21 protein-coding genes are annotated in these 24,566 nt (G+C 72.2%); 10 read left to right on the plus strand and 11 right to left on the minus strand.

Going from position 1 to position 24,566, the window contains the following annotated elements; genetic code table 11:
* Positions 1 to 29 precede the first annotated feature (29 nt).
* The 5 genes from KHP12_RS35935 to KHP12_RS35955 form a co-directional block, all read right to left on the minus strand.
* Complete coding sequence (locus tag KHP12_RS35935; RefSeq protein WP_211834098.1) at positions 30 to 3,164, minus strand: alpha-N-acetylglucosaminidase; 3,135 nt, start codon at positions 3,162 to 3,164, stop codon at positions 30 to 32.
* A 175-nt stretch (positions 3,165 to 3,339) separates the two neighbouring features.
* Positions 3,340 to 3,984 carry a LuxR C-terminal-related transcriptional regulator gene (locus KHP12_RS35940; protein ID WP_211834099.1) on the minus strand — a complete coding sequence of 215 codons (645 nt, stop codon included), beginning with the start codon at positions 3,982 to 3,984 and terminating at the stop codon, positions 3,340 to 3,342.
* A gap of 79 nt (positions 3,985 to 4,063) precedes the next feature.
* Positions 4,064 to 5,227, minus strand: a complete 1,164-nt coding sequence (locus KHP12_RS35945) for an ARPP-2 domain-containing protein (RefSeq protein WP_211834100.1) — start codon at positions 5,225 to 5,227, stop codon at positions 4,064 to 4,066.
* A complete protein-coding gene (locus KHP12_RS35950) occupies positions 5,224 to 6,678 on the minus strand; it encodes a hypothetical protein (protein WP_211834951.1) in 1,455 nt (484 codons plus the stop codon). Before KHP12_RS35950 ends, KHP12_RS35945 begins: the two co-directional genes overlap by 4 nt.
* 233 nt (positions 6,679 to 6,911) lie before the next feature.
* A complete protein-coding gene (locus KHP12_RS35955) occupies positions 6,912 to 8,186 on the minus strand; it encodes a sensor histidine kinase (RefSeq protein ID WP_211834101.1) in 1,275 nt (424 codons plus the stop codon).
* Positions 8,187 to 8,427: 241 nt separating this feature from the next.
* Between KHP12_RS35955 and KHP12_RS35960 the strand changes: the two genes are divergently transcribed.
* Positions 8,428 to 10,623: an MMPL family transporter gene (locus KHP12_RS35960; protein WP_211834102.1), complete on the plus strand. Its 2,196-nt coding sequence runs from the start codon at positions 8,428 to 8,430 to the stop codon at positions 10,621 to 10,623.
* Positions 10,624 to 10,765: 142 nt separating this feature from the next.
* Here the strand turns inward: KHP12_RS35960 and KHP12_RS35965 are convergent, their stop codons facing one another.
* Positions 10,766 to 11,350 (minus strand): winged helix-turn-helix domain-containing protein, encoded by a 585-nt coding sequence (locus KHP12_RS35965; protein WP_086880443.1) that lies wholly within the window; start codon positions 11,348 to 11,350, stop codon positions 10,766 to 10,768.
* Positions 11,351 to 11,422: 72 nt separating this feature from the next.
* Positions 11,423 to 11,554 (minus strand): hypothetical protein, encoded by a 132-nt coding sequence (locus KHP12_RS52535; RefSeq protein WP_256649896.1) that lies wholly within the window; start codon positions 11,552 to 11,554, stop codon positions 11,423 to 11,425.
* A 133-nt stretch (positions 11,555 to 11,687) separates the two neighbouring features.
* On the opposite strand from KHP12_RS52535, the gene KHP12_RS35970 reads away from it, so the two are divergent.
* Together KHP12_RS35970 and KHP12_RS35975 are read left to right on the plus strand one after the other, a co-directional pair.
* Positions 11,688 to 12,059 (plus strand): 5-carboxymethyl-2-hydroxymuconate Delta-isomerase, encoded by a 372-nt coding sequence (locus KHP12_RS35970; RefSeq protein WP_037963981.1) that lies wholly within the window; start codon positions 11,688 to 11,690, stop codon positions 12,057 to 12,059.
* Positions 12,060 to 12,210: 151 nt separating this feature from the next.
* On the plus strand, positions 12,211 to 12,654 hold the full coding sequence (locus tag KHP12_RS35975) for an SPW repeat protein (RefSeq protein ID WP_086880444.1): 444 nt from the start codon (positions 12,211 to 12,213) through the stop codon (positions 12,652 to 12,654).
* Positions 12,655 to 12,762: 108 nt separating this feature from the next.
* Here the strand turns inward: KHP12_RS35975 and KHP12_RS35980 are convergent, their stop codons facing one another.
* The gene (locus KHP12_RS35980; RefSeq protein WP_086880445.1) at positions 12,763 to 13,488 is read right to left on the minus strand and encodes a DUF2848 domain-containing protein; all 726 of its coding nucleotides are present in this window, start codon (positions 13,486 to 13,488) and stop codon (positions 12,763 to 12,765) included.
* 262 nt (positions 13,489 to 13,750) lie between these two features.
* On the opposite strand from KHP12_RS35980, the gene KHP12_RS35985 reads away from it, so the two are divergent.
* The 3 genes from KHP12_RS35985 to KHP12_RS35995 all read left to right on the plus strand — a co-directional run bounded on the left by KHP12_RS35985 (position 13,751) and on the right by KHP12_RS35995 (position 16,540).
* Complete coding sequence (locus tag KHP12_RS35985; protein WP_210609187.1) at positions 13,751 to 15,106, plus strand: MFS transporter; 1,356 nt, start codon at positions 13,751 to 13,753, stop codon at positions 15,104 to 15,106.
* Between the two features lie 220 nt (positions 15,107 to 15,326).
* The gene (locus tag KHP12_RS35990; RefSeq protein ID WP_086886038.1) at positions 15,327 to 16,136 is read left to right on the plus strand and encodes a carbon-nitrogen hydrolase family protein; all 810 of its coding nucleotides are present in this window, start codon (positions 15,327 to 15,329) and stop codon (positions 16,134 to 16,136) included.
* A complete protein-coding gene (locus KHP12_RS35995) occupies positions 16,133 to 16,540 on the plus strand; it encodes a cupin domain-containing protein (protein WP_244203433.1) in 408 nt (135 codons plus the stop codon). Before KHP12_RS35990 ends, KHP12_RS35995 begins: the two co-directional genes overlap by 4 nt.
* A gap of 147 nt (positions 16,541 to 16,687) precedes the next feature.
* On the opposite strand, the gene KHP12_RS36000 is transcribed toward KHP12_RS35995, so the two are convergent.
* Positions 16,688 to 17,320, minus strand: coding sequence for a GntR family transcriptional regulator (locus KHP12_RS36000; protein ID WP_086886036.1), 633 nt, complete (start codon positions 17,318 to 17,320; stop codon positions 16,688 to 16,690).
* 108 nt (positions 17,321 to 17,428) lie between these two features.
* A complete protein-coding gene (locus KHP12_RS36005; protein ID WP_086886035.1) occupies positions 17,429 to 18,484 on the minus strand; it encodes a medium chain dehydrogenase/reductase family protein in 1,056 nt (351 codons plus the stop codon).
* Positions 18,485 to 18,604: 120 nt separating this feature from the next.
* Here KHP12_RS36005 and KHP12_RS36010 point away from each other — a divergent pair, with 120 nt between their 5' ends.
* Together KHP12_RS36010 and KHP12_RS36015 are read left to right on the plus strand one after the other, a co-directional pair.
* A complete protein-coding gene (locus tag KHP12_RS36010; RefSeq protein ID WP_086886034.1) occupies positions 18,605 to 19,306 on the plus strand; it encodes a TetR/AcrR family transcriptional regulator in 702 nt (233 codons plus the stop codon).
* Between the two features lie 92 nt (positions 19,307 to 19,398).
* Entirely contained in the window at positions 19,399 to 19,908 is a 510-nt protein-coding gene (locus tag KHP12_RS36015; RefSeq protein ID WP_086886033.1) for an inorganic diphosphatase, read from the plus strand.
* Between the two features lie 78 nt (positions 19,909 to 19,986).
* Here KHP12_RS36015 and KHP12_RS36020 read toward each other — a convergent pair whose 3' ends face one another.
* A complete protein-coding gene (locus KHP12_RS36020; protein ID WP_244203434.1) occupies positions 19,987 to 21,885 on the minus strand; it encodes an ABC transporter ATP-binding protein in 1,899 nt (632 codons plus the stop codon).
* Positions 21,886 to 22,149: 264 nt separating this feature from the next.
* On the opposite strand from KHP12_RS36020, the gene KHP12_RS36025 reads away from it, so the two are divergent.
* The gene (locus tag KHP12_RS36025) at positions 22,150 to 22,788 is read left to right on the plus strand and encodes a LysE family translocator (RefSeq protein ID WP_086886039.1); all 639 of its coding nucleotides are present in this window, start codon (positions 22,150 to 22,152) and stop codon (positions 22,786 to 22,788) included.
* 554 nt (positions 22,789 to 23,342) lie between these two features.
* The gene (locus KHP12_RS36030; protein WP_211834103.1) at positions 23,343 to 24,563 is read left to right on the plus strand and encodes an Ig-like domain-containing protein; all 1,221 of its coding nucleotides are present in this window, start codon (positions 23,343 to 23,345) and stop codon (positions 24,561 to 24,563) included.
* Positions 24,564 to 24,566: the final 3 nt, after the last annotated feature.

Consider the following 24,566-nt stretch of genomic DNA (forward strand, 5'->3'; position numbering starts at 1 on the left):
CCCCTAAGCCCCGCCCCGACGCCAACCCGCTACGGCGTACTCGTCCTCCAGCCGCTGAACTCGACCGTCCCCCGGGCCCCCGTGCCCCCGTTCGCCGCACTCATGAAGATCCCGGCGTCCTGCGCGGCCGCCCCGCCCGGTGCCGTCACCGTGGCCACCTTCCGCCAGCTCGCGCCGTCGTCGGTGGACAGCTCGCCGGTGTAGGAGGTGGCGGCGGTGCGGATCAGCCGCAGCAGTACGGGCGCCTTGACGCCGGTGATCCGCTGGTAGGTGTCCAGCGTGCCGTCGCCGCCCGAGTCGTACGACAGGACGACGCCGTTGGCCGGGGTGACGGAGAGGTTCACCAAGCCGGGGGAGCCCGCCGTGGCGAGGTCGTCGCGGACGATGATCCCGGCCCGCGCCCAGGGCCCGGTGACCGCCTGGGCGTCCACCTTCACGGTGACGGCCGTGCCCACCGTAAGGACGCCATCGCGGTAGACGGAGCCGAATTCGGCGGTGCCCTTCCACAGGTCCTGGCCCGCGCCGTCGATCGCGAACCGCTCGTCCACCTGCCCGAAGACCGCACCGCTGTTGGTGACCGTCCGCATCCCCTCCGCCAGCGGTCCGGCGATCCACAGCGTCCCGGTGCGCACGGCCCGCACCCGCTCCTCGCCCTTCGGCCCGTACGTCACGCCCAGCTCGTACGGCAGCGGCTTGAGCGGGTGCTCCAGCGGCTCGTCGGGCGCGCTCGCCCGCCAGCGGACCTCGCCGGTGCCGCCCGCCGGGACGCCCGGCAGCCGGGTCGGCCCGTCCGGGGACGGGTCGAGACCGGTCACGGTGAGGTCGAAGTCGACGCGGCCGGTGGGGCGCAGCCCGTTGACGTTGCGCAGGGCGGCGGTGAGGGACGCGGAGCCGCCGGGCGGCAGGGTGGCGGGCTCGGCGGTGACGGTCAGCGTGCCCTGGTACGGGGCCTTGGCCAGCGCCTCGTACACCCGCTGGGCGGTGCGGTGGGCATCCGCCGTCGGCCGCACCGGGTAGCTCTTGCGCTCGCGCGTCCACGGCTCCTCGACGGCGAACCAGTCGAAGGCGCGCGGCGCCCGGTTCTCCGCCAGCGCGTCCTCCAGCTCGTCCAGATAGGACTGCCACTGGGGGAGGTGGAAGTCGGCGATGAGGCCGCTCCAGTCGCGGTTGGCGTAGTTGGCCAGCTTGCCGCCGTCGGCCGTGGCGCGGTCCGCCCAGGTGGTGATGAGGGTGCGCGCGGCCCGCTCCAGCTGGGCCGACTCCGTATCGCCCGACGCCATCCGCTTGGCGTCCTCGAGCCATGGCCCCAGCAGGAACCGCCGGTGGGCGCCGGTCATGTCGTCGCTGAGCCGCATCAGCTTGAGCCACAGCCGGGCCAGCGTCTTGAAGGCATCGCGGTCCTTACGGACGTAGGCGTCCTGGAGCTGCGGGATCAGCTGCCAGGAGCGGTTGGCGAGCGCCTGCCGGGCGATGTCGGTGAGGTCGTGGCGGTAGGCGTCGCTGTCGCGCAGCCCGGCGCGCACGCCCAGCAGCGCCGCGAAGGCCACGTCGAAACCGGCCGGGTCGAAGGCGGGGGTGTGGGTCGCGTAGTTGGTGCCAGAACGGGCGGTCAGGGAGGGCCGGGCGGCGAACACCGAGTCATGCGGGCGGCCGTCCTTGCTGCTGATCTCGTACGCGGTGTCGCGCAGCGCGGCGAACGCCTCCCGGGCCCTGGCGTCCCGTCCGCCGTAGCGCACATCGGCGTAGGAGCGGAACCACTCGGCCCGGTCCACCGCCTCATCCCGCCACGCCAACTCGCTGAACAGCTCGAGCGCGGCCGGATCCCGCTCGACGGCCTCCGGCATATAGGCCGTGCCGACCAGCTTGCTGCCCGGTTTGTCGCGCCATACGGTGAACCGCTTGGTCCACATATGGGTCTTGGCGCCGATCGTGGTGCGGCCGCCGAAGTTGGGGATGGTGCCGAACGCGTACGGCACCGCACCCCAGTCCTTCTCCCGGTCGGTGACGGTGTCCAGGTCCGACAGGCCGTCCACGATGAACATCCGGTCGTGGTCGACGGCGTCCAGCAGATCGCGGCGCGGGTTCTCCTGCCAGCCGAGGATCACCCAGGTGGCGCCGGGGCGGGCGGTCCGGAGCGAGGTCTCCACGGCGCGGGCGGCCTCCGGCACGGGCACGTCACCGGGGTCGCCGCCCTCGTGCAGCAGGTCCATCTTGAACAGCTCGGCATCGCCGAACAGTTCGGCCTGATGGCGGTAGAAGGCGGCGGCCACCTTCCGGAACACCTCGGTCCGCGGGTCGAGCCAGTCGGGCCGCCGGAGCCCGTTCCAGTCGCCCTGCGGAACCGTACGGCCCCCCGGGTTGCGGTCCGCGAAGCCGTCCGGGACGGTGCCGAAGTAGCCGGGGAACACCGGCCGCATGCCCAGCTCCCGCAGCCGGTCGGCGATCCGCCGCCCCAGCTCGGTGCGCTTGGCCAGGAGCGCGGCGGACACCGGGCCGCCGTAACCGCTCATGTTCTGGAGCAGCCACCACGGCTGGTGGGAGGGGGCGGGGAGCCAGGCCCGCGCCTCGTCCTCCGTATACCCGAAGTCCTGGAGCAGCCGGTGGTAGACGCCTTCCTGACCTGCGGTGACCAGCAGTTCGTTGCAGCCGTGCAGGGCCGCGATGTCGATCAGGTGCTCCCAGCGGTCCCAGTCGGCGAACGGCGCGGTGTAGCCGTCGTGGGTGTCGTTGAACGCGAAGCGGTGCGGGAGCGCGGTCGAGCGGGTGACCCGTTTGGCGGGCGCGGGCAGCTTCCCCGGCAGGTTCAGCTGATCGCCGGCCCAGGTGATCTGGGCGTGGCAGGTGTACTTGAGGTACCAGTGCACCCCGGTGAGCAGCACCGCCGGGCTGGTCCCGGAGACCGTCAGCCGCCCCGCGGACCCGCCGACCTCGAACCGCTCCTCATCGCCCCGCTTCTCCACCGCCACCAGCCGGAACTGATCGGCGTGCGTCGGCAGCAGCCGCCGCAGGGCGGCGCGCGCGGGAGCGGTGTCGAATGCGGTCACTGCGGTGTCCTGTGCGTCGTGCGGTTCGTCGGCCATCGCCGGTAACCGGCTCCCCAGCGTGGCCCCGGCCCCCAGTGCTCCGGCGGTTCCGATCAGCGTGCGTCTGCTCAGGTCGCTCATGCGCCCCCCAACGGACAACGGACAACGGCCAATGGGTCATATGGACAAGGCACTTAACCAGCGTTGTGGGGTGGGAGCAATGGGGCGCACGGGAGGCCCCGGCCCCGGGCCCAGCCGACCCGTCCTGGCCGACCGGCTCCGGCGGGCCGGGGCACGGCCGACCGGCTCCGGCGGCTCAGCCCCGGTCGAGGTAGGCCAGCACCGCGAGCACCCGCCGGTTGTTGTCGTCCGACGGCGGCAGGCCGAGCTTGCCGAAGATATTGGAGGTGTGCTTGGCGACCGCCCGCTCGGTGACGAACAGCTGCGCCGCGATCGCCGTGTTCGACCGCCCCTCCGCCATCAGCTCCATCACCTCCAGCTCCCGTGGCGTCAGCCGCCCCAGCGGGCGGTCCTGGGCGCGCCGGTCCAGCAGCTGCGAGATCACCTGCGGATCCATCGCGGTGCCCCCGGCGGCGACCCGCCGCACCGCGTCGATGAACTGATCGGCGTCGAAGACCCGGTCCTTGAGCAGATAGCCGATGCCCCCGCTGCCGTCCGCGAGCAGCTCCCGCGCGTACAACTGCTCCACATGCTGCGACAGCACCAGCACCGGCAGCGGCCGCGCCCGCCGCGCCGCCAGCGCGCACTGGAGTCCCTCGTCGCTGAACGACGGCGGCAGCCGCACATCCACCACCGCCACATCCGGCTCCAGCTCGGCCAGCGCCTTGCTCAGCTCGGGCCCGCTCTCCACGGCGGCCACGACCTCGAAGTCGTACGCCTCCAGCATGCGCACCAGCCCGTCCCGCAACAGGAACAGATCCTCGGCGACCACAACACGCACGGCTGCTCCATGACGTCCTCGGGCCCCGGGCGGGGACACGGCCGAATCGCTGTCGAATCTACCGCGCCGGGGGCCGCCGCTACCGGCCCCGGCGCGCTTCCGCCCGGTAGTGGTCCAGCACGTCCTGCCGCAGCAGCGCCCCGAAGCCCGCCGCCTCGAGGCGCAGCGCCAGCTGGGCGGGGGTGACACCGAGGAGACCGGCCGCCGCCGCCAGGTTCCAGTCGGCCGCGGCGAGGCGGGTGAGCAGATGGCCGCGGCGGACCTGGTGTTCGGAGAGGCGGAAGGTCTTGAGATAGGCGAGGCGGCCGTCCTCGTGGGTGATGGTCTCGCCGATGTGCTGCTCGGCGCGGCGGTGGAACGGCGGCAGGAAGCGCGACAGGGCGAACGGCCCCATGCGGCGCACCCGCTGGACCTCGTACGCGGTGTCCAGCAGCCCGCCCGCGAGCGCGGTGGTGTGGAAGTCCGCCCACTCCGCCCGCTGCCGGGCCGCCTCGGCGCGCAGCCCGGCCAGGGAGGACACCGCACCGTCCGCTATCCGCGCCCGGAAGTCGGGCACGGGCCCGTACAGCATCGCGTAGTGGTACACCAGCTCCCCGTACAGATCGTGCAGCAGCGACGGATGCAGGGCGCGGTAGTCGTCCGGATGCGGTACGACGAAGGCGGCGGCGAGCGCGTCGGCGGCGTAGAGCAGCACCCCGCACTGGCCCGGGTGGATCTCGAAGACCCGGAGCGCGTCGCCCAGACCCGCCACCTCGGCGCCGGTGTACGCCTGCTCGACCCGTGGCGACAGACCATGGCTGACCGCCCGGTGCGACCACTCCTCCCACACCACCGCCGGGCCGCCGAAGTGCAGGGCGAGATAGCCCTCCAGCGCGAGGTGCAGGGGGAGGAAGCGCAGCCGGTTCCGGTCGACGCGGCGCGCCATCCGGCGGTGGAGGCGCAGGGAGACGCACGGCGGCGGGTCGGCCCGCCGCTCGTCCCCCTGCCGCAGCCGGGTGCCGTACGCCGCGGCCGGGGTCCCGTCGGCCGTCCAGGTGGCGACGAAACCGTGCGGAATGTAGGCGTAGTACGCCGTGCGCCGGTCCAGCGCGACGGCGGCGAGGTCGTCGCCGTAGAGCCGGGCGTCCAGCCGCAGATCGGCGATCGGCTCGTCCCGGACGAGGGGCACCAGCCGGATCGCGCCCCAGGTCTGGGCGGGCAGGGCGGTCAGCCCGGCCAGATCGAGCGTCGTGGTGGTCGTCATGGTGCCTCCGGCAGTGGCTCGTCCGGCTCCGGCCGGTCCAGGAAGTGCCGTACCCGGGCGTCGAGATGGGCCCGCAGCTCGGCAAGGCCGGTACGCCCCTCCGCGAACCGCGCGAACTCCACCAGCGTCGGCAGGTCCTCCGCGTCCCGCACCCCGGCCGTGGGCACGCCCGGCGCCAGCCGCCGTACGTCGAAGCCCTCCGCGTCATAGACCGGGTTGAGGTGCACTACCCCGGTGTGGTGGCCGGGGTCGAGGCGGGTGCGCCAGACCCGCAGCACCTCTCCGGCCAGTCCGGGCGGTGCGTTGTCCCAGCCGTCGGAGACGATCAGCAGCCGGTCCGGCCGGTGCTCCAGCGCGTCCAGGATCCGCTCGCCGAGCGGCGTGGGGCCGTACGGATACCGCAGCAGCGGATCCCGGCCGCCCGACAACCACAGCGGCATGAACTCCTCCGCCAGTGCTTCCAGCAGGAAGTGACAGCCGAGCGCGACGGCGAGCGGGCGGCGCCGCTTCCGCGTGGAGCCGAAGGAGGAGAAGCTGTCGTCGAGGACCGCCGCGACCCGGCCCCAGGTACCGGCCCGGGCGCCCGCCGCGCGCCGTGCGGCGGCGCGCAGCGCGGCGGTCAACTCGGCGCGGCGCGCGGCCCGTTCGTCCAGCGGGAGCGAGAGCACATAGGTCGCCAGCCGGGTCAGCGGCATGGTGGCCAGATCCGCCCGTACGGAGTCGGCCCCGGCCGCGCGGGCCGCGCCCTGGAGCCGCAGCCGCTCCAGCCGGGTGAGCCGCGGGGCGATCCGCTGCAGGAAGACCTCGCGGTCGATGCCGTGCTTGGCCGCGAAGCCCTCGGCGACGGTGTACGGGAGCTCGTACACCGCGGACTGCTCGTAGTGGGCGCGGCGCCACGCCTCCAGCAGCGGGGAGCCGAATCCCTCGCTCCGGCGGCCGACCGGCTCGAAGAGGAACGGGCCGAGGTCGCCGTCGAGCCGCAGATGCGCGTGGCGGACCGCCGACTTGACGGCTCCCCGGTACTTCACCGCGTCGAACGCCGGATCGGGGCGGGCCGCCAGCCAGTCCCGGACGATGGCGCGGGTGCGGCGGTTGTTGACCCCGGCTCGGCGCAGCCCGCGGAACAGCCGGTAGACCCGGGGCGGCGGAAGGGCGGCGAGCCGCCGGGCGATCAGCCGGCCCTCGGTCCGGCGCTGTTCCGGTGTGGCCTCCTTGGCGCTCTCCAGCAGCCGCCGAACGATCAGCGCCGCGTTGTGGTCATTGATGTTCAGCGCGAGGGTCGCCGCGTACAGATCCCGGTAGTTCCCGAGCATGTAGGCGTGCAGGAAGTCGAGCGACATGCGCTGCTCGCCCGCGTCGGAGTGGAACTCCCGCTGCCCCGTCGAGGTGATGGCCGCGTTGACGAACAGCAGGACGTCCTCGGCCGCGACCAGATCGGCCGGGGTCTCCATGGGGGACTGCGTTTCCATGGGGGACAGCGTCTCCATGGGGGCCTCCGGCGACGGGGTGCGGGAGCCGGCCGGGGAATGGGGGCACGAACTGCGAATCGTCGCTTAGCAGGCGGGTTCCGGAAGTCGCACCGGAGTCCCGCGGCCGGCACCGGCACGCTAACACCGGGGCGGCGCGCCCCGCCGCCGGATTTTCCCCGGCGGCGGGTCATCTGGCGGCTTTCCCCGGCGGTGGGTCATCTGGCGGCGCCGTGCGCCGAGAGGGCGCAGGGGATCTCCATCGTCACCATGGTGGGCCCGCCGGTCGGGCTGCTGACCGCGAGCACCCCGTCGAACGTGCCCAGCCGCCGCTCGACCCCGCTCAGCCCGCCGTCCGGGGTGATCTCCGCGCCGCCGCGGCCGTCGTCGGTCACGGTGATGCGCAGCATGCCGTCCTGGTGGTGGATGTCCAGCCACATCCGCGAGGCGCCCGCGTGCTTGGCCGCGTTGGTCAGCACCTCGCTGACCGCGAAGTACGCCGCCGACTCGACCGGTTCGTCGGGGCGGCCCGTGAGGTCCACGTCCACCTCCACCGGCACCGCCATCCGCAGCGCCAGCGCGCGCACCGCGTCCCCCAGGCCGCGCTCGGCCAGTACCGGCGGATGGATGCCGCGGACCAGGTCGCGCAGCTCGGCCAGGGCCTCGGCAGAGTTCGTACGGGCCGCGGCGAGCAGCTCCCTGGCCTTCGCCGGGTCCTTCTCGATCAGCGCCTCCACGGTGCCCAGGCTCATGCCCATCGCCACCAGCCGGGCCTGGGCGCCGTCGTGCAGATCGCGCTCGATGCGGCGCAGTTCGGCGGCGGAGGTGTCCACGGCGTCGTGCCGGGTCTCGGTGAGCCGCCGCACCCGCTGCTCGAGCGCCATGTGCGGGGTCGGATCCAGGAAGGAGCGCGCCAGCAGGAAGTGGCCGCGCAGCAGGACCGGGGAGAGGACCGAGCCGAGGGCGATGAAGCCGACGCCGACCGGGACGGCCAGCAGGGCGGTGCCCAGCGAGTCGATGGGCAGGAACGCGTACCAGTAGGTGCCGCCCGCGTCCACGATCGGCTGCCACACCCCGGCGGCCAGTACGAACCCCTCGAGCCCGTACGGCATGAAGACGAAGGCCAGCAGCGCGATGGCGTACCCGGCCGTCATGTCGACCTGGAGCCACAGCAGATCGCGCCAGGTGGCCGGGTCCTTCAGCAGGAAGGTGCACAGCTCCACCTGCCCGGTGACCCCGGAGCGCCGATCGTCCGGCAGCGGGCGGTACGGCAGCTGGATCCGCACACCGGACCAGGCGGCGGCCAGCAGCCGGCGGTGATTGGCGTGCGCCCGCACCGCGCGGATCAGCGGAGGGGTGGTGAACACCCCGATGCCCAGCGTGATGAAGCTGATCGACAGGATCGTCAGCACGGACAGGGTGATCGACACCAGCGCGAGCCAGGAGACGGCGAACCCCCGTGCACAGGCCGTCAGCGCTCCACGTGCCCTCATCCGGCTTCCCCCTCGCTGGTCGGAACGTCGTCGTGCCCGCACCGGCGGGCCACTTCAGTGTGTCAGCGGCCTGCCGCCCGGACACGGGGGCCGGACACCGTCCCGGGGTGTACCTGGCACCACCTCCCCGCCTCGCCCTATGGCTCGGCGACAGGGTGGCTGCCCGGCTGGGGCGCGGACCTGCGGATTTCTAGCGTCGTGGCATGACCTGTTCCGTCCGTACCTCACGGGGAGAGACGCCATGAGCGCAACGAGGAAGGGCCTGGCCGTGCGGCTGGGCGGGTGGTCCACCCGCCACCGCAAGACCGCGATCATCGGATGGCTGCTGTTCGTCGTGGTCGTCGCCGTGGTCGGGGGAATGTCGGGATCCCGGCAGATGACCAACTCCGAGAACAGTTCGGGCGATTCCGCGCGCGCCGAGAAGATCCTGGAGGACGCGGGCCTCCAGACCCCGGCCGGAGAGATGGTGCTGCTGCGCAGCGACCGCCCGGACGGCTGGCGGGACGCGGCCCGCGACCTCTCGGCGCGGCTGGAGCGGACCGGTGAGACGGTACGGGTCCAGCCCCCGGTGCGCTCGGAGAACGGGCGGGAGGCACTGATCAGCTTTGAGATGAAGGGCGACCCGGACACGGCCGGGAAGCGGGTCGGGCCCGTCGTCGAGGCGGTGGAGAAGACCGAATCGGCCCATCGGGGCGTCGTGGCCTACGAGTTCGGCGACGCCACCGCCCAACATCGGCTCGACGACATGCTGACCGACGATTTCAAGAAGGCCGAGCTGACCGCCGTACCGCTGGCGCTGGGCATTCTGCTGGTGGTCTTCGGGGCGCTGGTGGCCGCGCTGCTGCCGGTGCTGCTCGCGGTGACCGCCTGCGTCGGCACCTTCGGACTGCTCGCCCTCGTCAGCCACCAGCTGCCTCTGTTCGACTCCACCAACTCGGTGATGTTCCTGGTGGGCCTGGCCGTCGGCGTCGACTACTCGCTCTTCTACCTGCGGCGGGAGCGCGATGAGCGGGCCGCGGGCCGGGACGCCGGGACCGCGCTGCGGATCGCGGCCGCCACCAGCGGCCGGGCGGTGCTGATCTCCGGCGTCACGGTCATGCTGGCGATGGCCGGGATGTTCCTGTCCGGGCTGATGCTGTTCCACGGCTTCGCGGTCGCCACCATCCTGGTCGTGCTGATGGCGATGCTCGGCTCGGTCACGGTGCTGCCCGCGATGCTGTCCTGGCTGGGCGACCGGGTCGACGCCGGGCGGGTGCCGCTGCTGAACCGCCGCCGGAAGAAGGGCGTGCACGCCAGTGGTGGCCTCTCCGGCAGGCTGATGCGGCCCGTCCTGGCCAAGCCGAAGCTGTTCGCCGCCGTATCGGGCGCGCTGCTGCTGGTGCTGTGCGCCCCCGCCGTCGGGATGAAGACCGAACAGCTCGGCCTGGAGAAGCAGTTCGGCTCCGACGCCCCCATCACCGTGGCGTACCAGGAGATCACCGGCTCCTTCCCCGGCGGCCCCGCCCCGGCCGAGGTGGTGCTGCGCTCCGACGAGGTCGACTCCGCCCGCTTCGACGCGGCCGTGGCGGACTTCAGGAAGGAACTCGCCGCGTCCGGGCGGTTCGGGAAGACGGTCGACGTCGAGGCGCACCGTACGAAGGGCGTGGCCCGGATCGAGGTGCCGCTGGCCGGGGACGGTCAGGACGCCACCTCACGGCGCGCCCTGGACACCCTCAAGGAGGACTTGGTGCCGAGGATCCTCGGACCGGTCTCCGACCAGGTGTACGTCACCGGTGAGCTCGCCTCCAGCCGCGACTTCAACGATCAGCTGAAGACCGACATCGCACCGGTCTTCCTCTTCATCGCCGCGGTGACCTTCGTACTGATGCTGCTCTGCTTCCGGTCGCTGCCGATCGCGATCGTCTCGATTCTGCTCAACCTGCTGTCGGTGGGCGCCGCGTACGGCACGATGACCGCCGTCTTCCAGCACGGCTGGGGCGCGGAGTGGCTGGGGATGGAGCCGGCCGGGGCGATCGAGGGGTGGATGCCGCTGTTCGTCCTGGTCATCCTCTTCGGGCTGTCGATGGACTACCACGTGTTCGTGGTCTCGCGGATCCGGGAGGCCCATGAGCGGGGGCTCGCCACCCGGGACGCGATCCGCGAGGGCATCCGGACGACGGCGGGCTCGGTCACCGGGGCAGCCGCCATCATGGTCGCCGTGTTCGCGGTCTTCGCGCTGCTGCGGATGCAGGACATGCAGCAGATGGGCGTCGGGCTCGCGGTCGCGGTGCTGGTGGACGCCACGCTGGTGCGGATGGTGCTGCTGCCCTCGGTGATGGCGCTGCTCGGGGAGCGCAACTGGTATCTGCCGCGCGCCCTGCGCTGGCTGCCGAGCGTCGGCCACGGCGAGGAGCCGGTGGAGCGGCCGCGGCCGCCGCTGGTGGGGGCGGGCCGCTGAGGTCCCCGGGCCTGGTGAGGTCTCCGGACCTGGTGAGGTCCCGGACCCGCTGAGGTCCCGGGCCCGCACCGCACGCGCCCGCCGTGGCGGGCAGGCTCCTGGCCCGTCCGCCACGGCGGGCGTTCGCGGGTTGACGAGGGGGTCAGACGGTGGGCACGTACTTGTACCCCACCCGCCGCACCGTCACGATCGTCCCCCGGTGCTCGGGGCCCATCTTGCGGCGCAGCCGGGCCACATGGACATCGACGGTCCGGCCGTCGCCGACATGGCCGTACCCCCACACCGTGGTCACCAGTTGATCGCGGGTGTGCACCCGGTGCGGATGGGCGACGAGATGGCTCAGCAGCTCGAACTCGAGATACGTCAGATCCAGCGGCCGCCCGGCGATCTCGGCGGTCCGCTGGTCGGGGTCGATCCGGATCAGCTCGTCACCCGTCACCGCAGGAACTCCCTCCGGCGGCGGCCCCGCCGTCTCGGGGCCCTGCCGGTCGGCCGGGACCAGCACCAGATAGCCGACCATCGGCGGATGACCGGGGAGTGCGGGCACGGTGTGCGGGGGAGCGGGCAGCCAGGTGGCACCGGGGTGCAGCAGATCGGCCACCGGTGGCACCTCGTCCGGTGCGACGGCTCGCAACCGCTGGCGGCCGGGCGGGACGGACGGGCTGGTCGGGGCCGCGGGAGCAGAGGCGGAGGCGGAGGCGGACGACAGGCCACGGAGGTTCGTCATGAGGTCAGCTCTTTCGCGCGAGAGGTCGTCAGTGGACGTCGTGCGCGCGGGCTGGGCGGCCGGACGGAGAGATCAGCGGCCGAGCGAGCGGGCCCGCGCATCGGATGCGCGGCAACACTCGCGGTCGAAGTGGTGGGCCTGCCGGGACGGCCAGAACGGCTCGAGGTCGTAACGACCCGTCGCGATGTCATGGAGGCTGGCCATGGCCCTATTGAAGCAGATACCGGGCCCGGGGCGCTCGGCCGTTGACCGGGAAGAGGTGCGACGATGCCGCGGTAAGAGGCCCCGCGCGGAAAGCTCCGCAGGCCGCCGCGTACCCCTTGAGGAGCGCAAGCCCATGCCGCACATCGTCGTCGAATACTCCGACACCCTGACCGACGCGTTCGACCGCCCCGGCTTCGGTGCCGCCCTGCACCCGGTGGTCGCCAAGACCGTCGACACGGCGGTGGCGGGCTGCAAGACCCGGTTCCGGCGGATAGAGGAGGCCCATCTCGCGGACGGCGCCGAGGACCTCGCCATGATCCATATCGAGGTGTCGATCCTGTCCGGGCGCGACGCGGAGACCAAGCGGGAGCTGTCCGCCGCGGTGGTGGAGGTGGCCCGCGCCCATGTGGCGCCGGTGCCGGGGCTGACCGTGCAGACCACCGTCGACGTGCGGGATCTCGACCGGGACTGCTACGAGAAGCACGAGGCGGTCCATCCCGCCTGACGGAGGCTTCACGGCGGCCACGGGCGCACGATACACCTTCGAGTGCAAATCCGGCATCTACCTATATACCAAGGCGAGGCGCACAATGGGGGTGCGGTGTTTTTACCGCGCTGTGCGGTCAGACTTGCATGGATCGAAGGAGGCGAGTCGAATGGCCGACGTCTCACGTGCGAGAGGCGATATAACGGGCCACCCCGACGTATCCGAGATGCGGGAGCGCTACGCACGCATGATGGATGCGCGGGACGTTGTCTTCCTCGACGGGCCGGTGCTTCTCGCCGGTCTGTACTTCGCCATCTCTCCCTGGGTGGTGCACTTCTCGGGCACCAGCCCCAACCTCATGGTCAACAACCTCATCCTCGGTATCACCATCGCCCTGCTGGGACTCGGCCTCACCACGGCGCCGAGGAGGATGTACAGCCTGTGCTGGGCCATGTCCGCGATGGGTGTATGGATGATCATTTCCCCCTGGGTGGTCGCCCGGGGCGCCGATGCCGGGGTGATCGTGAACAACGTCGTCGTGGGTGCCATCACCTGCCTGTTCGGCCTGATCGCAGCCGGCATGGTGATGCGGAAGGGCAGGGAAACAACCTGACCGGACGCTGAATCACCGAACCGTCTGGACAACGGCGAAGGCCGTCCACCGCATACCCTCCGGGGCCGTGCGGCGGACGGCCTTCGTACGTTGCCCGTGCGCCGGGTCTCAGCCGATCGGCTCGGGCAGCGGGACCACGTCGTAGGAGCATTCGATGGTCCGGCCGGTGGCCGGGTCGCCCAGCTCCACCCGCCAGCGCCCGGCGAACTGGTCCACGCCCTCGGCCATCGGGATGGTGCCGGAGATCAGCACGGTGCCGGGTACCAGGTCACCTCGTTCGCGCAGCACCTCGACCCAGTAGTCGGGCGGCAGCAGCTCGGCCAGGGTGCCGCTCTGCACCTCGGTCTCCTCACCGTCGTGGGTGACCCAGGCGCGGAGCGTCAGATCGTCGAGGCGGGGCGCCACATCGGACAGCCGCCAGGCGCGGGTGGCCAGCACATCGGGGGCCGCGTTCTTGCTCCAGGCCACGCCGTGGACCTCCAGCTCCCGGTCGGTGTGGTCGCAGGCCGCCGTCAGCAGCAGCTCCCCGTCCGCGGCCACGACCAGCGCCCACTCGGCCTCGCCCGAGGTGCGGGCGTGCTGGACGCTGACGCGGCCGGTCTGCTGGGCCAGGTAGGGGGCGACCGGGTAGAGGGCGGGCGTCACGGAGGGCGCGGGCACGCCCAACTCGGCGAGCTCGGCCACATGGGCGGCCACATCCTCCTGGCTGCGTCCCGCGTAGCCCGCGTTGAGCACCTGGACGACCTCCACGTGGTGCAGGGAGCCATCGGGGAGTTCGAAGGTGAGCGAGGACGGGGCGGGCTGTGCTGCGGGCTGCGACGGCTTCGTTGTCATGGGTGCTGTGCTCTCCAGGGCGCGGTGGGGCTTGTGGGGGTGATCTGCGGTTTCCGGGCTTGTCGAGCGGTGACCCGCTGCCGCGGGTGACCGCGCTGTTCGCGGTTTCGAAGCGGTTAACTTCCTTCGGAGGGGTTGCGCATACGCTTGGTATACAAGAAGTATGCCGGAAGGTCGATCCGCGCAACCCCCACCCCTCGCATCACTGAGAAAACGCCACGTACCATCCCGTAAGCCTCATGCACCACCTCGAGGACGGAATATGCAGCCCACCGCATCGAGCGCACCGCCACCCCGGACCGACCGGTCCGGGGTCCGCCGCGCCTTCGTCGCCAGCCTCACCGGCACCGCCCTGGAGTGGTACGACTTCGCCGTCTACTCCGCCGCCGCGGCCCTGGTCTTCGGCGATCTCTTCTTCCCCTCCAAGGACCCCACCACCGGCACCCTGCTGGCGTTCTCCACCTACGCCGTCGGCTATGTCTCCCGGCCGCTGGGCGGCTTCGTCTTCGGCCGGCTCGGCGATGTCATCGGCCGCAAGAAGGTGCTCATCGCGACGCTCGTGCTCATCGGCGCCGCCACGCTGCTGATCGGGCTGCTGCCCACCTACGCCACGGTCGGCGTCGCGGCCCCGGCCGCGCTGGTGCTGCTGCGCTTCGCGCAGGGCGTCGGCGTCGGCGGTGAGTGGGGCGGTGCGGTGCTGCTGTCCAGCGAGTTCGGCGATCCACGGCGGCGCGGCTTCTACGCCTCCGCCGCGCAGGTCGGCCCGCCGGCGGGCAATCTGCTGGCCAACGGCGTCCTGGCCGGGCTGGGCGCGACGCTGACGGAGGACCAGTTCCTCAGCTGGGGCTGGCGGGTGGCGTTCCTGCTCTCCGGGCTCCTGGTGGTGTTCGGTCTGTGGATCCGCGCCAAGCTGGAGGAAACTCCGGTCTTCAAGGCGATGGAGGCCGCGCAGGACCGCCCGGAGGCGCCGCTGCGCGAGGTGTTCACCACCCAGCCCAGGGCGCTGACCGCCGCGATCCTCAGCCGGGTCGCCCCCGATGTGCTGTACGCGATGTTCACCGTCTTCGTACTCACCTACGCCACCGAGGAACTCGACATGTCACGCGGCTCGGCGCTCACCGCCGTGCTGATCGGCTCCTCGCTACAGATCGTGCTCATCCCGCTGGCCGGGGCGCTCTCGGACCGGGTCAACCGGCGGCTGTTGTACGGGGGCGCCGCCGTGGCCGCCGGGGTCTGGCCGTTCCTGTTCTTCCCGCTGGTCGCGGACGGCAGTTGGGCGCTGCTCACCCTCGGGGTCGTCGGCGCACTGGTGATCCACTCGCTGATGTACGGGCCGCAGGCGGCCTTCATCGCCGAGCAGTTCTCCCCCCGGCTGCGCTACACCGGCTCCTCGCTCGCCTACACCCTCGCCGGGCTCATCGGCGGCGCGATCGCGCCGCTGCTCTTCACCACGCTGCTCGGGGCCTATCACGCCTGGGTGCCGCTGGCCGTCTACATCGCGATCACCGCCGCGGTCACGGTGGCGGGCCTCTGGCTGGGCCGGAACCCGTCCGCCGCCGAGGAGGAGGAGCCGGAGCCGCTCCCCGTCGGCCCCACCGCCTCCACGACCGTGTCCTGACCGCGGTCCCGCCCCGTTCCGCCCTGTCCCGTCCTGTCCCATCTCGCCTCGCCTCGTGGAGCTGTAAAGCGAGCCGTACCGGGGAAGGGGCGGGACGGGGCCGCGTACCCTGCCGGGATCACGAACCCCGGCCGCACTCCGCCCCTCCCGACCGGGACATACCGCACTCCGACCCTCCAGCCCTCCGACCCTCCGACCAGGAAATGAGGCAGCACCCGCCATGCCCCTCCGCATCGCACTGAGCCAGATCACCACCGGTCCGGACCCGGCGTCGAACCTCGCCCTGCTGCGCGAGGAGACCCAGCGGGCGGCGGCCGCCGGGGCGCGTCTGGTCGCCTTCCCGGAGGCGGCCATGGCCTGCTTCGGCACCCGGCTCGGCCCCATCGCCGAACCGCTGGACGGCCCCTGGGCCACCGAGGTCCGGCAGATCGCGAAGGACGCCGGGCTGGTGGTGGTGGCCGGGATGTTCACCCCGGCGCCCGACGGCCGGGTGACCAACACCCTGCTGGCCACCGGCCCGGGAGTGGAGACCTCCTACGACAAGATCCATCTCTATGACGCCTTCGGCTTCGCCGAGTCCAAGACCGTGGCCCCGGGCTCCGAGGTGGTGACCTTCGACCTGGACGGCGTCCGGATCGGCCTGGCCACCTGCTACGACGTACGGTTCCCCGAGCTCTTCCGGGCGCACGCCGACGCGGGCGCGGTGGTCTCCCTGCTGCCCGCTTCCTGGGGCGCGGGGCCCGGTAAGCGCGAGCAGTGGGAGCTGCTGACCCGGGCGCGGGCGCTCGACGCCACCGTATGGCTGGCGGCCGTGGGCCAGGCCGACCCGGAGGCGTCCGGCCTGACCGCCGCGGCCTCCGCGCCCACCGGTATCGGCCACAGCGCCCTGATCGGCCCCGACGGCACCGTGCGGGAGCGGCTGGACGCGGGGCCCGGGCTGCTGGTGGGGGAGGTGGACACCGAGGAGGTCACCGAGGTGCGCCGCACGGTGTCCGTCCTGGCCAACCGCAGGCTGGGCGGACGGTCATGAGCGAGGCCGGGCGTGAGGCCGGGCGTGCGGCCATGAGCGGCACCGCCGGGGCCAAGCCGGAGCATGAGTTCCATCTGCCCGCCGGGCCCTGGCGGCGGCCGCCGGGCGCGGCCGCGGGGGTCAGCGAACAGATCCTGGCCGCGGACGGGAGCGGCACCCACACCACCGCCCTGGTGCGCTGGGAGCCGGGGACGGACACCTCCCCGTCCGGGGTGGTCCGCCATGACGGCTGGGAGGAGGTCTATCTCCTCGAGGGCAGCATGCGCGATCTGACCCTGGGGGAGACCTTCTCGCGCGGCTTCTACGCCTGTCGGCCGCCGGGGATGCCGCATGGCCCCTGGGTCTCCGAGGAGGGCGTCACCATGCTGGTGATCACCTACCCGGAGGCGACGGCCGGACGGTGACTCATCCCGGGTCGGTGGCTCACGCCCGGGTGGTGGCTCATCCCCGGGCGGTGGCTCACGCCCGGGCGGTGGCTGCGCTCCCGGGTGGTGGCTCATCCCCAGGCGGTGGCTGTGCTCCCGGGCGGTGGCTGCCCTCCCGGCGGTGGTTCACCCGGCGAGCAGCACCTTCAGCGTCGACCCCAGATGGGCGCTGATCGCCGTGCGGGCCGCCTCCGGGTCCCCGGAGGCCACCGCGTCCAGGATCGCCCGGTGCTCGCCGAGCACCTCCTCCTGGCGGCCGGTCTGGGTGTACAGGGCCACTACCCCGGCCCGGATCTGGCGGCTGCGCAGCCCGTCGTAGTGCCGGTTGAGGAGTTCATTGCCCACCGCGGCGACCATGGTCGCGTGGAAGAGATGGTCGACGGCGATGAACTCCTTGGCCTGCTCCGGCCCCATCAGCTCGCGCTGCCGCTCCAGCAGCTCCGTCAGCTTCCCGACCGGCACCGTGCCCGCCTCGATGGTCCGCTCGGCGGCATGGCGCTCGACGATCCCGCGCAGCTCCATCAGCTCGGTGATCTCCCGGCCGGAGAGCGGGGCGATATGCGCACCCCGTTTGGGGACCAGCTGCACCAGATCCTCGGCCGCCAGCAGGAGGAGGGCCTCACGGATCGGGGTCCGGGAGATGCCGATCCGGTCGGCGATCTCCTGCTCGGTGAGGAACCTGCCCTGCATGTCGGGATCGGTCAGCACGGTCTCCTTGAGGAACGCGTACGCCTTTTCTCGTCCGGACTGCGCTGGCACTGGGCCCCCATGCTGCTTCGCATACAACTCGTATACGAAAATTATCACGGACCGATGGCGGCGTCGGGGAGACCGGGTATCCAGGGGCCGTGGATGCCCCGGCTTCGCTCATCGCGCGCCCTCCTCGCCGCTCCGGCGGGCGTCCTCGTCCGGGACCAGGACCACCTTTCCGGCGACGGTGCCGGACTCGGCCAGCCGCATCGCCTTCGCGGCGTCGGAAAGCGGAATCCTCGCCGCCACCAGTGCGGTGAACTCGCCCTTCGCCATCAGCGCCAGCACCTGTCCCAGATCGGCGCGGACCCGCCCCTGGAAGGCGGCCAGCCGCCGCCGCCCGGCCCAGAGGTTGAAGAAGTGCGCCCGCCGTCCGTTCGGCAGCAGGTTCCACAGGGCCAGCCGGGCGAACAGCTTGAGCACCGGGGCCCGGGACGAGCCGGGGACGTCCCGGGTGGCCGCCGTGCCGTAGGAGACCAGCGTGCCGCCGCGGGCGAGCAGCCGGAAGGAGTCCACGATGCCCTCGCCGCCGATGTGGTCGAAGACCGCGTCGACCCCGCCCGGCGCCAACTCCCGCACCCGGGCGGGCAGATCCGGATCGCGGTAGTCGAGCGGGGTGGCGCCGAGGGTGCGCACCGCGTCGTGATGGCGGGGTGAGGCGGTGCCGATGACCTTGATGCCCGAGTGGCGGGCGAGCTGGACCAGGGTGGTGCCCACCCCGCCGTTGGCCCCGTGGACCAGCACGGTCATTCCGGGGCGCACCTTGACCACGCGATGGAGCATCTGCCACGCCGTGATCCCGTTGACCACCACCGTCTCGGCCTCCGCCGCGTCCACCCCCTCGGGGACCTCCACCAGGTCGCCCGCGTCGACGAGGGCGTGGCTGGCCCAGCCGCCGATCTTCGTGAGCGCCGCGAACCGGCGCCCCCGCAGGGCCGGATCCACCCCGGGGCCGGTCGAGACCACCGTGCCCACCAGGTCATAGCCGGGCACGAAGGGGAACGGCGGCTGGTCGTAGTACTTCCCGCGGCGCATCTGCTGCTCCGCGAAGGAGACCCCCGATGCCTCGACGGCCACCAGCGCCTGCCCGGGACCGGGCTCGGGCCGCGGACGGGTGCGGAGCTCGAGCCCTTCAGGCTCCACCTGACCTGGCAGAACGACTTCGGTGAGCATGGCTGACCTCGTTTCGGGATGAGGAGTTCTCGCTGTTGTGAGAGCTTCTAACCAAACAATGAACCTGTTACTCTCGAAGTGTCAAGCCCGAATTCGAAGACCCGCACAGGAGGCGCGTCCATGGCGACAGCACGGCGAGAGCGCTACCGCAAACAGACCCGGGAGGAGGCCAAGGCCGTGGCCCTGGCCCAGCTGGCCGAGTCGGGCACGGCGGGCATCTCGGTGAACGCGATCGCGAAGGCGATGGGGATGACCGGCCCCGCGCTCTACCGCTATTTCGCCAGCCGGGACGAGCTGCTGACCGAGCTGATCACCGACACCTACCGCGATCTGGCCGAAACCCTCGCCCAGGCCGTCGCCGGCGCCGCCCCCGCCGACCGCTTCCGTGCCATGGCCCGTGCCATGCGCGACTGGGCGAAGCGCCAGCCGGACCGCTATCTGCTCATCTACGGCACCCCGGTGCCCGGTTACCACGCGCCGCCGGAGACCGCCGAGATCGCGGCCGGGATGATGCGGACCATCTTCGACGCCTGCTCCACCGTCGGCGATGCCGATTCCGGCACCGCGCGCGGCGCCACCACGAGTCACGGGCAGCAGCCGCTCACCGAGCTCGAGGCCGAGCTGGCGCGCCATCTCGAGGGCGCGGGCTCCTGGGTGCCCGGCGAGGAGCCCGGCGGTGAGCTGAAGGGCCGTGCGCTGCGCGCCTGGACCCGGCTCCACGGTGTGATCAGCCTTGATGTGCAAGGCCAGTTCACGGGCATGGGCTTCGATCCCTCGGTGCTCTTCGAGGCCGAGATCGACGCCCTGGTGCGGGGCGGCTGAGGTGCCCGGGTCCGGGCTGCCCGCCCGGCGCCCCCGGCGACCCCGGCGCACACTGGAAGGACACCGGAGTGCGACGGGGAGCGGAGGCCGCGATGGAGCAGGGCGAGTTCGATGTGGTCGTGGAGATACCCGAGGGGTCCCGCAACAAGTACGAGATGGACCATGAGACCGGCCGGATCCGGCTGGACCGGATGCTGTTCACCTCGACGAAGTACCCGGCCGATTACGGCTTTGTCGACCACACCCTCGGCCGGGACGGCGATCCGCTGGACGCCCTGGTCACCGTCGCCGAGCCGACCTTCCCCGGCTGTGTGATCCTCTGCCGGGCCATCGGCATGTACTGCATGCGCGACGAGCAGGGCCCGGACGAGAAGATCCTCTGCGTCCCGGCCCATGACCCGCGCTATGTCGGCGTGCAGGACATCGACGACGTCCCCGAATTCGACCGCATGGAGATCACCCACTTCTTCGAGGTCTACAAGGACCTCGAGCCCGGCAAGTCCGTCGAGGGCTCCCACTGGGAGGGCCGCGACCGGGCCTACGCCGAAATAGCCGCCTCCCGCGCCCGCGCGGCCGAAACCGGCCGGTCCCAGAGCTCCTGAGCCCCAGAGCTCCTGAGCCCCTGAGCCCCTGAGCCCCGAGCGGTACCGGCGGCGCCGGCCGCTGAGCAGGGCCGACGCTCAGGGCGACGCCTCGCGCGGCGCCGGCACCCCGCGCTCGCGCTCGTTCTCCGGTGCCCCACGGTCGTTCTCCGAGACTCCGTGGTCGTTCTCCGGCACCCCGCGGTCGTTCTGTAGCTCCCACAGCTCCCGGAACAGCCCGGGCGACCCCGTCAACTCGGTGAAGGTGCCCTGCTGGATCACCCGCCCCCGCTCCAGCACCACGATCCGGTCCGCCACCGCCACGTTCGCCAGCCGGTGCGTCACCAGGACCACGGCGCGGTCCTCCGCCATCCGCCGCAGCCCCGCGAAGATCCGGTGCTCGGCGCGGGCGTCCAGCGCGCTGGTGGGCTCGTCCATCACCAGCAGCCCCGCGGGCCGGTGGAACGCGCGGGCCAGCGCGATGCGCTGCCACTGCCCGCCGGACAGCTCCACCCCGCCCCACCACTGCCGGGCGAGCAGGGTGTCCAGCCCGCTGCGCAGCCCGTCCACCACCTCATGCGCCCCGGAGTGGACCGCCGCCTCCCGGACCCGCTCGTCCCCGCCGTGCGGCTGGCCCAGGGTGATGTTGTCGCGGGCGGACAGCGGCCAGTGCGCGTAGTCCTGCGGAACGACCGCCGTATGCCGCCACATCGCCTGCGGATCCAGCTCCGCCACGCCCACGCCGTCCCAGGTCACCATGCCCTTGGTGGGCAGATAGAGCCCGGTCAGCAGCTTGCTCAGGGTGGTCTTGCCCGAGCCGTTCTCCCCGACCAGCGCGAGCACCTCGCCCCGCCGCACCTCCAGCGTGACCTCGTCCAGGGCCGGGGCGTCGGACTCCGGATAGGCGTACGTCAGGCCCTCGGCCCTGATGAGCCGCGGCGCCGCCGGGGTCAGGGCGCCGCGCCGCATCCGGTGCCCGCCCGCCTCCTCGATGAACTCCGCCCAGTCGTCCAGATACAGCCCCGTACGGAACAGCCGTGTCCCGTAGCCGACCATCCCCTGGAGCGAGGCGCCGACCGTCCGCAGCGCGAACACCGCCGTGCCCGCCGACGCCACCGACATCTGCCCCGCGCCCAGCAGCAGCGCGAGCGACGCCCAGACCAGCCCGGACGCCAGCCCTCCGGCCAGCGCCCCCAGCACCGCGTACCGCGCGCCCCGGTGCACCGCCTTGTCGGTGGCCGCGTCCACCCGCGCCCCGATGGCCCGGTACCGCTTCAGCAGAAACTCCGCCATGGTGCCGGAACGGAGCTGATCGGCGATGTCCTTGTCCACCATGTACCAGCGCAGCAGCCCCAGCGTGCGCCGGTCCGCGCTGATCGCGCGGCTGGTCTCGTAGTGCACCCGGGCCGCCTTCATCCCCGCGATCCCCTGCGGCAGCGCGGCCAGCAGCAACAGCGGCAGCAGCGCCGGATGCAGCACGGTGACCACGCCCGCCGCCGCGATCAGCGAGGAGAGACACGCCATGAGCTGCTGCGACTCGGTGATCAGATCCCGCGCCACCTCGGCGCCCCGGTCCGCCGCGTCCCACTTGTCGTTGAACCCGGGGTTGTCGTACGCCGCCAGTTCGGCGTTGATCGCCGCGTCCAGCATCTGGGTCTCGGCCTCCCGGGAGATCCGCGGGGAGAGCCGGCTGGAGATGTTGTTGACCGCGATCCCCAGCAGCGCCCGCAGCCCGGCCGCCGCCGCCAGCACCACGATCGAGGGCAGCGCGTCCCGGAGCCGGTCGGTGATGTGGCCGGACGAGATGAGCGCCGTGATCGTGCCGGTGGTGGCCAGCAGCCCGAAGGCCTCGAAGAACCCCGACAGCGCCTGGCACACCAGCAGCGCCACCACCGCCTTGCGGTCCACCTTCCAAGCCAATCCGAGGGAGCGGCGCACCAGTTGGGGCAGTCGGCGGGCCATGGCCCGGGTGGTGACGGGGCGCTTCTCCAAGGCCATCAGCGTGGGCGACCGGAACCGTAACTCCTCGCCGGGCCGCTCGGCCGCCGGTTCCGGTGGCTGTTCCGCCTGCTTCGTGGTTCGAGACGTCACAAAACCCCCTGAGGGTGTGTTTTCCATTCGGTATGCCTCAGACTGCCGCAGACCGGGACCCGGGCGCCCGGGGTTTACGGCGAGGTCCACCGATCGGGGAGCGCGTCCGGTGGGTCACGCACCGGGAAAAGCGCTGGAGCCGCGCGCCGTTCGCGTGCTTCGATGCGCTTCATGGTGTCCATCGACCGCCTTCTCGCCTTCGCGGCCATGTCCTTCCTGCTGATCGTGATCCCCGGTCCGAGCGTGCTCTTCGTGGTCGGCCGGGCGCTGGCCCAGGGCCGCCGCGCCGCGCTGACCACGGTCGTCGGCAATACGCTCGGGGCGTACGCACTGGTCGTGGCCGTGGCGCTGGGCGTCGGGTCGGTGGTGGAGCGCTCGGTGCTCGTCTTCACCGCGCTGAAGCTGGTGGGCGCCGCGTATCTGGTGTACCTGGGGTTCAAGGCGGTGCGGCAGCGCCGCTCGTTGCAGACCGCCTTCACCGGCGACGGCCCCGCCCACGGGGGTCTGCGCACGCTGTGGGAGGGGTTCGCGGTCGGTGTGGCCAACCCCAAGACGATCGTGTTCTTCGCGGCCGTACTGCCCCAGTTCGTCGACCGCGAGCAGGGGCATGTCGTGCCGCAGATGCTGCTGCTCGGGCTGGTCTTCAACGCCATCGCGGTGATCTCCGACAGCGTCTGGGGCCTGGCCGCGGCCACCGCCCGCACCTGGTTCGCCCGCTCCCCGCGGCGGCTCGCCATGGTCGGCGGCGTCGGCGGACTCTCCATGATCGGCCTCGGTGTCACCGTCGCCGCGACCGGCCGCGCGGACTAAGCGCTCCGCTGGAAGTGCCCTGACCTGCCGTCGATCGTCCGCGGCGCCGTCGTGGCTGGTCGCGCCCGCGCGGCGGAGCCGCATATCGACACGGCCCCGCGCCCCTTCGGGGCGCCACCGAACCGCAGCCGACTTCCATCGATCCGCTTAGCCCCGTATGGACTCCGTCCGCGCCATGCCACCTCCGGCGCTCTGCCTGGCCGGCGGTCACTTCCTCTGACGACACACCCCACCATGCGCCCTGCGTGCGCGGGCAGGTGACGGCCGGGCACACGCGCCGTGCATGGGGCGGGAGGTGTGCTGGGGGAGGGGGTGGGCGCTGCGCCGTATGGGGTAATTCGGAGACGTATCCATCGTGTTGGCGGCGTGTCGCGTGCCTACTGGTGCTACAGACCGGTGGGTTTCACATCTGCCGGGGGACGGCGAGACGCGCATCCCGCCTCGAAACGCCGTAAGCGCGCACCCCCCAACCCCTGATGCGCCGCCACGCGCCGCGGTCGCAGCCCCGCGTGGCGAGCAACGGCCCACCACTCCACCCCGCTTGGAGGGCCATCATGGCTTCACCCACGATCACCCTGGTCACGGCGGCACCGAACCCCGCCGTGAACGGGCAGTCCGTCACGCTCACCGCCACCGTGATACCGGTGGGTGCCGGAACGCCCACGGGCACCGTCACCTTCGTGGTCAGCGGCGGTCCCACCCTGACCGGGACGCTGTCCGGCGGGACCGCCTCGGTCACCGCGAGCGGTCTGACCGTCGGCACCCACATCGTCACCGCCACCTACAACGGCGACGCCAACTTCACCCCGTCCACCGGCACCACGGCGGTCGTCGTGATCCAGGCGTCCACGACCACATCGGTGACGTCGGCGCCGGACCCCTCGACGCTGGGGCAGCCGGTGACGTTCACCGCCACGGTCGCCCCGGTCGCGCCCGGCGCGGGCGTCCCGACCGGCACGGTCACCTTCACCATCAGCGGCAGCGGGGGCGGCACGTTCACCCAGTCGCTGTCGGGCGGCATGGCCACGCTCACCCTCAGCACCCTCGGCGTCGGCGTCCACACCGTGGTCGCCGTCTACAGCGGCGACGCCACCTTCCTGCCGTCCACCGGCACCGACACCCACACCGTGAACCCCGGGCCCGCGGCCACGACCACGACGCTGATGTCCTCGGTGAACCCGTCCGTGTTCGGGCAGCCGGTGACCTTCACCGCCACGGTCATGCCGAACGCGCCCGCCACCGGCGTCCCGACCGGCACGGTCACCTTCGTGATCAGCGGCAGCGGGGGCGGTTCGTCCACCCAGCCCCTGTCGGGCGGCACGGCGACGTTCACCACCAGCGGCCTGGGTACGGGTTCGCACACGGTGACGGCCAACTACAGCGGTGATACCAACTTCGCCGCGTCGTCGTCGGCGACGCTGACGCAGCTGGTGAACCTGGCGGTGTCGAGGACCTCGATCAGCTCCCACCCCAACCCGGCCCTGGCGGGCACGGAGATCGACTTCGTCGCCTTCGTGGAAGCGCTCCCGCCCGGCGACGGCACCCCGACGGGCACGGTCACCTTCACCCTGACCGATGGTGCCGTCATCGAGGCCGAGGTGCCCGTGGACCCCTTCGGATTCGCCTTCGTCACCGTGGGACTGGCGGCGGGCGAGTGGGACGTCAGCGCGGTCTACTCGGGCGACGCCAATTTCGGAGCCTCTGGCGTCTCCGAGTACACGCAGACCGTCACCGACGCCCAGGTCGCGACCACGGGCCTGAGCGCACAGCACTGAGCC

The sequence above is a fragment of the Streptomyces asiaticus genome, from assembly GCF_018138715.1.
GTDB lineage: Bacteria > Actinomycetota > Actinomycetes > Streptomycetales > Streptomycetaceae > Streptomyces > Streptomyces asiaticus.

Excerpts from the sequence above, each read along its gene's own strand:
- KHP12_RS35935 (WP_211834098.1), bottom strand. The coding sequence starts at position 3,164 with ATGAGCGACCTGAGCAGACGCACGCTGATCGGAACCGCCGGAGCACTG.
- KHP12_RS35945 (WP_211834100.1), bottom strand. The coding sequence starts at position 5,227 with ATGACGACCACCACGACGCTCGATCTGGCCGGGCTGACCGCCCTGCCC.
- KHP12_RS35950 (WP_211834951.1), bottom strand. The coding sequence starts at position 6,678 with ATGGAGACCCCGGCCGATCTGGTCGCGGCCGAGGACGTCCTGCTGTTC.
- KHP12_RS35955 (WP_211834101.1), bottom strand. The coding sequence starts at position 8,186 with ATGAGGGCACGTGGAGCGCTGACGGCCTGTGCACGGGGGTTCGCCGTC.
- KHP12_RS35960 (WP_211834102.1), top strand. The coding sequence starts at position 8,428 with ATGAGCGCAACGAGGAAGGGCCTGGCCGTGCGGCTGGGCGGGTGGTCC.
- KHP12_RS35965 (WP_086880443.1), bottom strand. The coding sequence starts at position 11,350 with ATGACGAACCTCCGTGGCCTGTCGTCCGCCTCCGCCTCCGCCTCTGCT.
- KHP12_RS52535 (WP_256649896.1), bottom strand. The coding sequence starts at position 11,554 with ATGGCCAGCCTCCATGACATCGCGACGGGTCGTTACGACCTCGAGCCG.
- KHP12_RS35970 (WP_037963981.1), top strand. The coding sequence starts at position 11,688 with ATGCCGCACATCGTCGTCGAATACTCCGACACCCTGACCGACGCGTTC.
- KHP12_RS35975 (WP_086880444.1), top strand. The coding sequence starts at position 12,211 with ATGGCCGACGTCTCACGTGCGAGAGGCGATATAACGGGCCACCCCGAC.
- KHP12_RS35980 (WP_086880445.1), bottom strand. The coding sequence starts at position 13,488 with ATGACAACGAAGCCGTCGCAGCCCGCAGCACAGCCCGCCCCGTCCTCG.
- KHP12_RS35985 (WP_210609187.1), top strand. The coding sequence starts at position 13,751 with ATGCAGCCCACCGCATCGAGCGCACCGCCACCCCGGACCGACCGGTCC.
- KHP12_RS35990 (WP_086886038.1), top strand. The coding sequence starts at position 15,327 with ATGCCCCTCCGCATCGCACTGAGCCAGATCACCACCGGTCCGGACCCG.
- KHP12_RS35995 (WP_244203433.1), top strand. The coding sequence starts at position 16,133 with ATGAGCGAGGCCGGGCGTGAGGCCGGGCGTGCGGCCATGAGCGGCACC.
- KHP12_RS36005 (WP_086886035.1), bottom strand. The coding sequence starts at position 18,484 with ATGCTCACCGAAGTCGTTCTGCCAGGTCAGGTGGAGCCTGAAGGGCTC.
- KHP12_RS36010 (WP_086886034.1), top strand. The coding sequence starts at position 18,605 with ATGGCGACAGCACGGCGAGAGCGCTACCGCAAACAGACCCGGGAGGAG.
- KHP12_RS36015 (WP_086886033.1), top strand. The coding sequence starts at position 19,399 with ATGGAGCAGGGCGAGTTCGATGTGGTCGTGGAGATACCCGAGGGGTCC.
- KHP12_RS36020 (WP_244203434.1), bottom strand. The coding sequence starts at position 21,885 with ATGGCCTTGGAGAAGCGCCCCGTCACCACCCGGGCCATGGCCCGCCGA.
- KHP12_RS36025 (WP_086886039.1), top strand. The coding sequence starts at position 22,150 with ATGGTGTCCATCGACCGCCTTCTCGCCTTCGCGGCCATGTCCTTCCTG.
- KHP12_RS36030 (WP_211834103.1), top strand. The coding sequence starts at position 23,343 with ATGGCTTCACCCACGATCACCCTGGTCACGGCGGCACCGAACCCCGCC.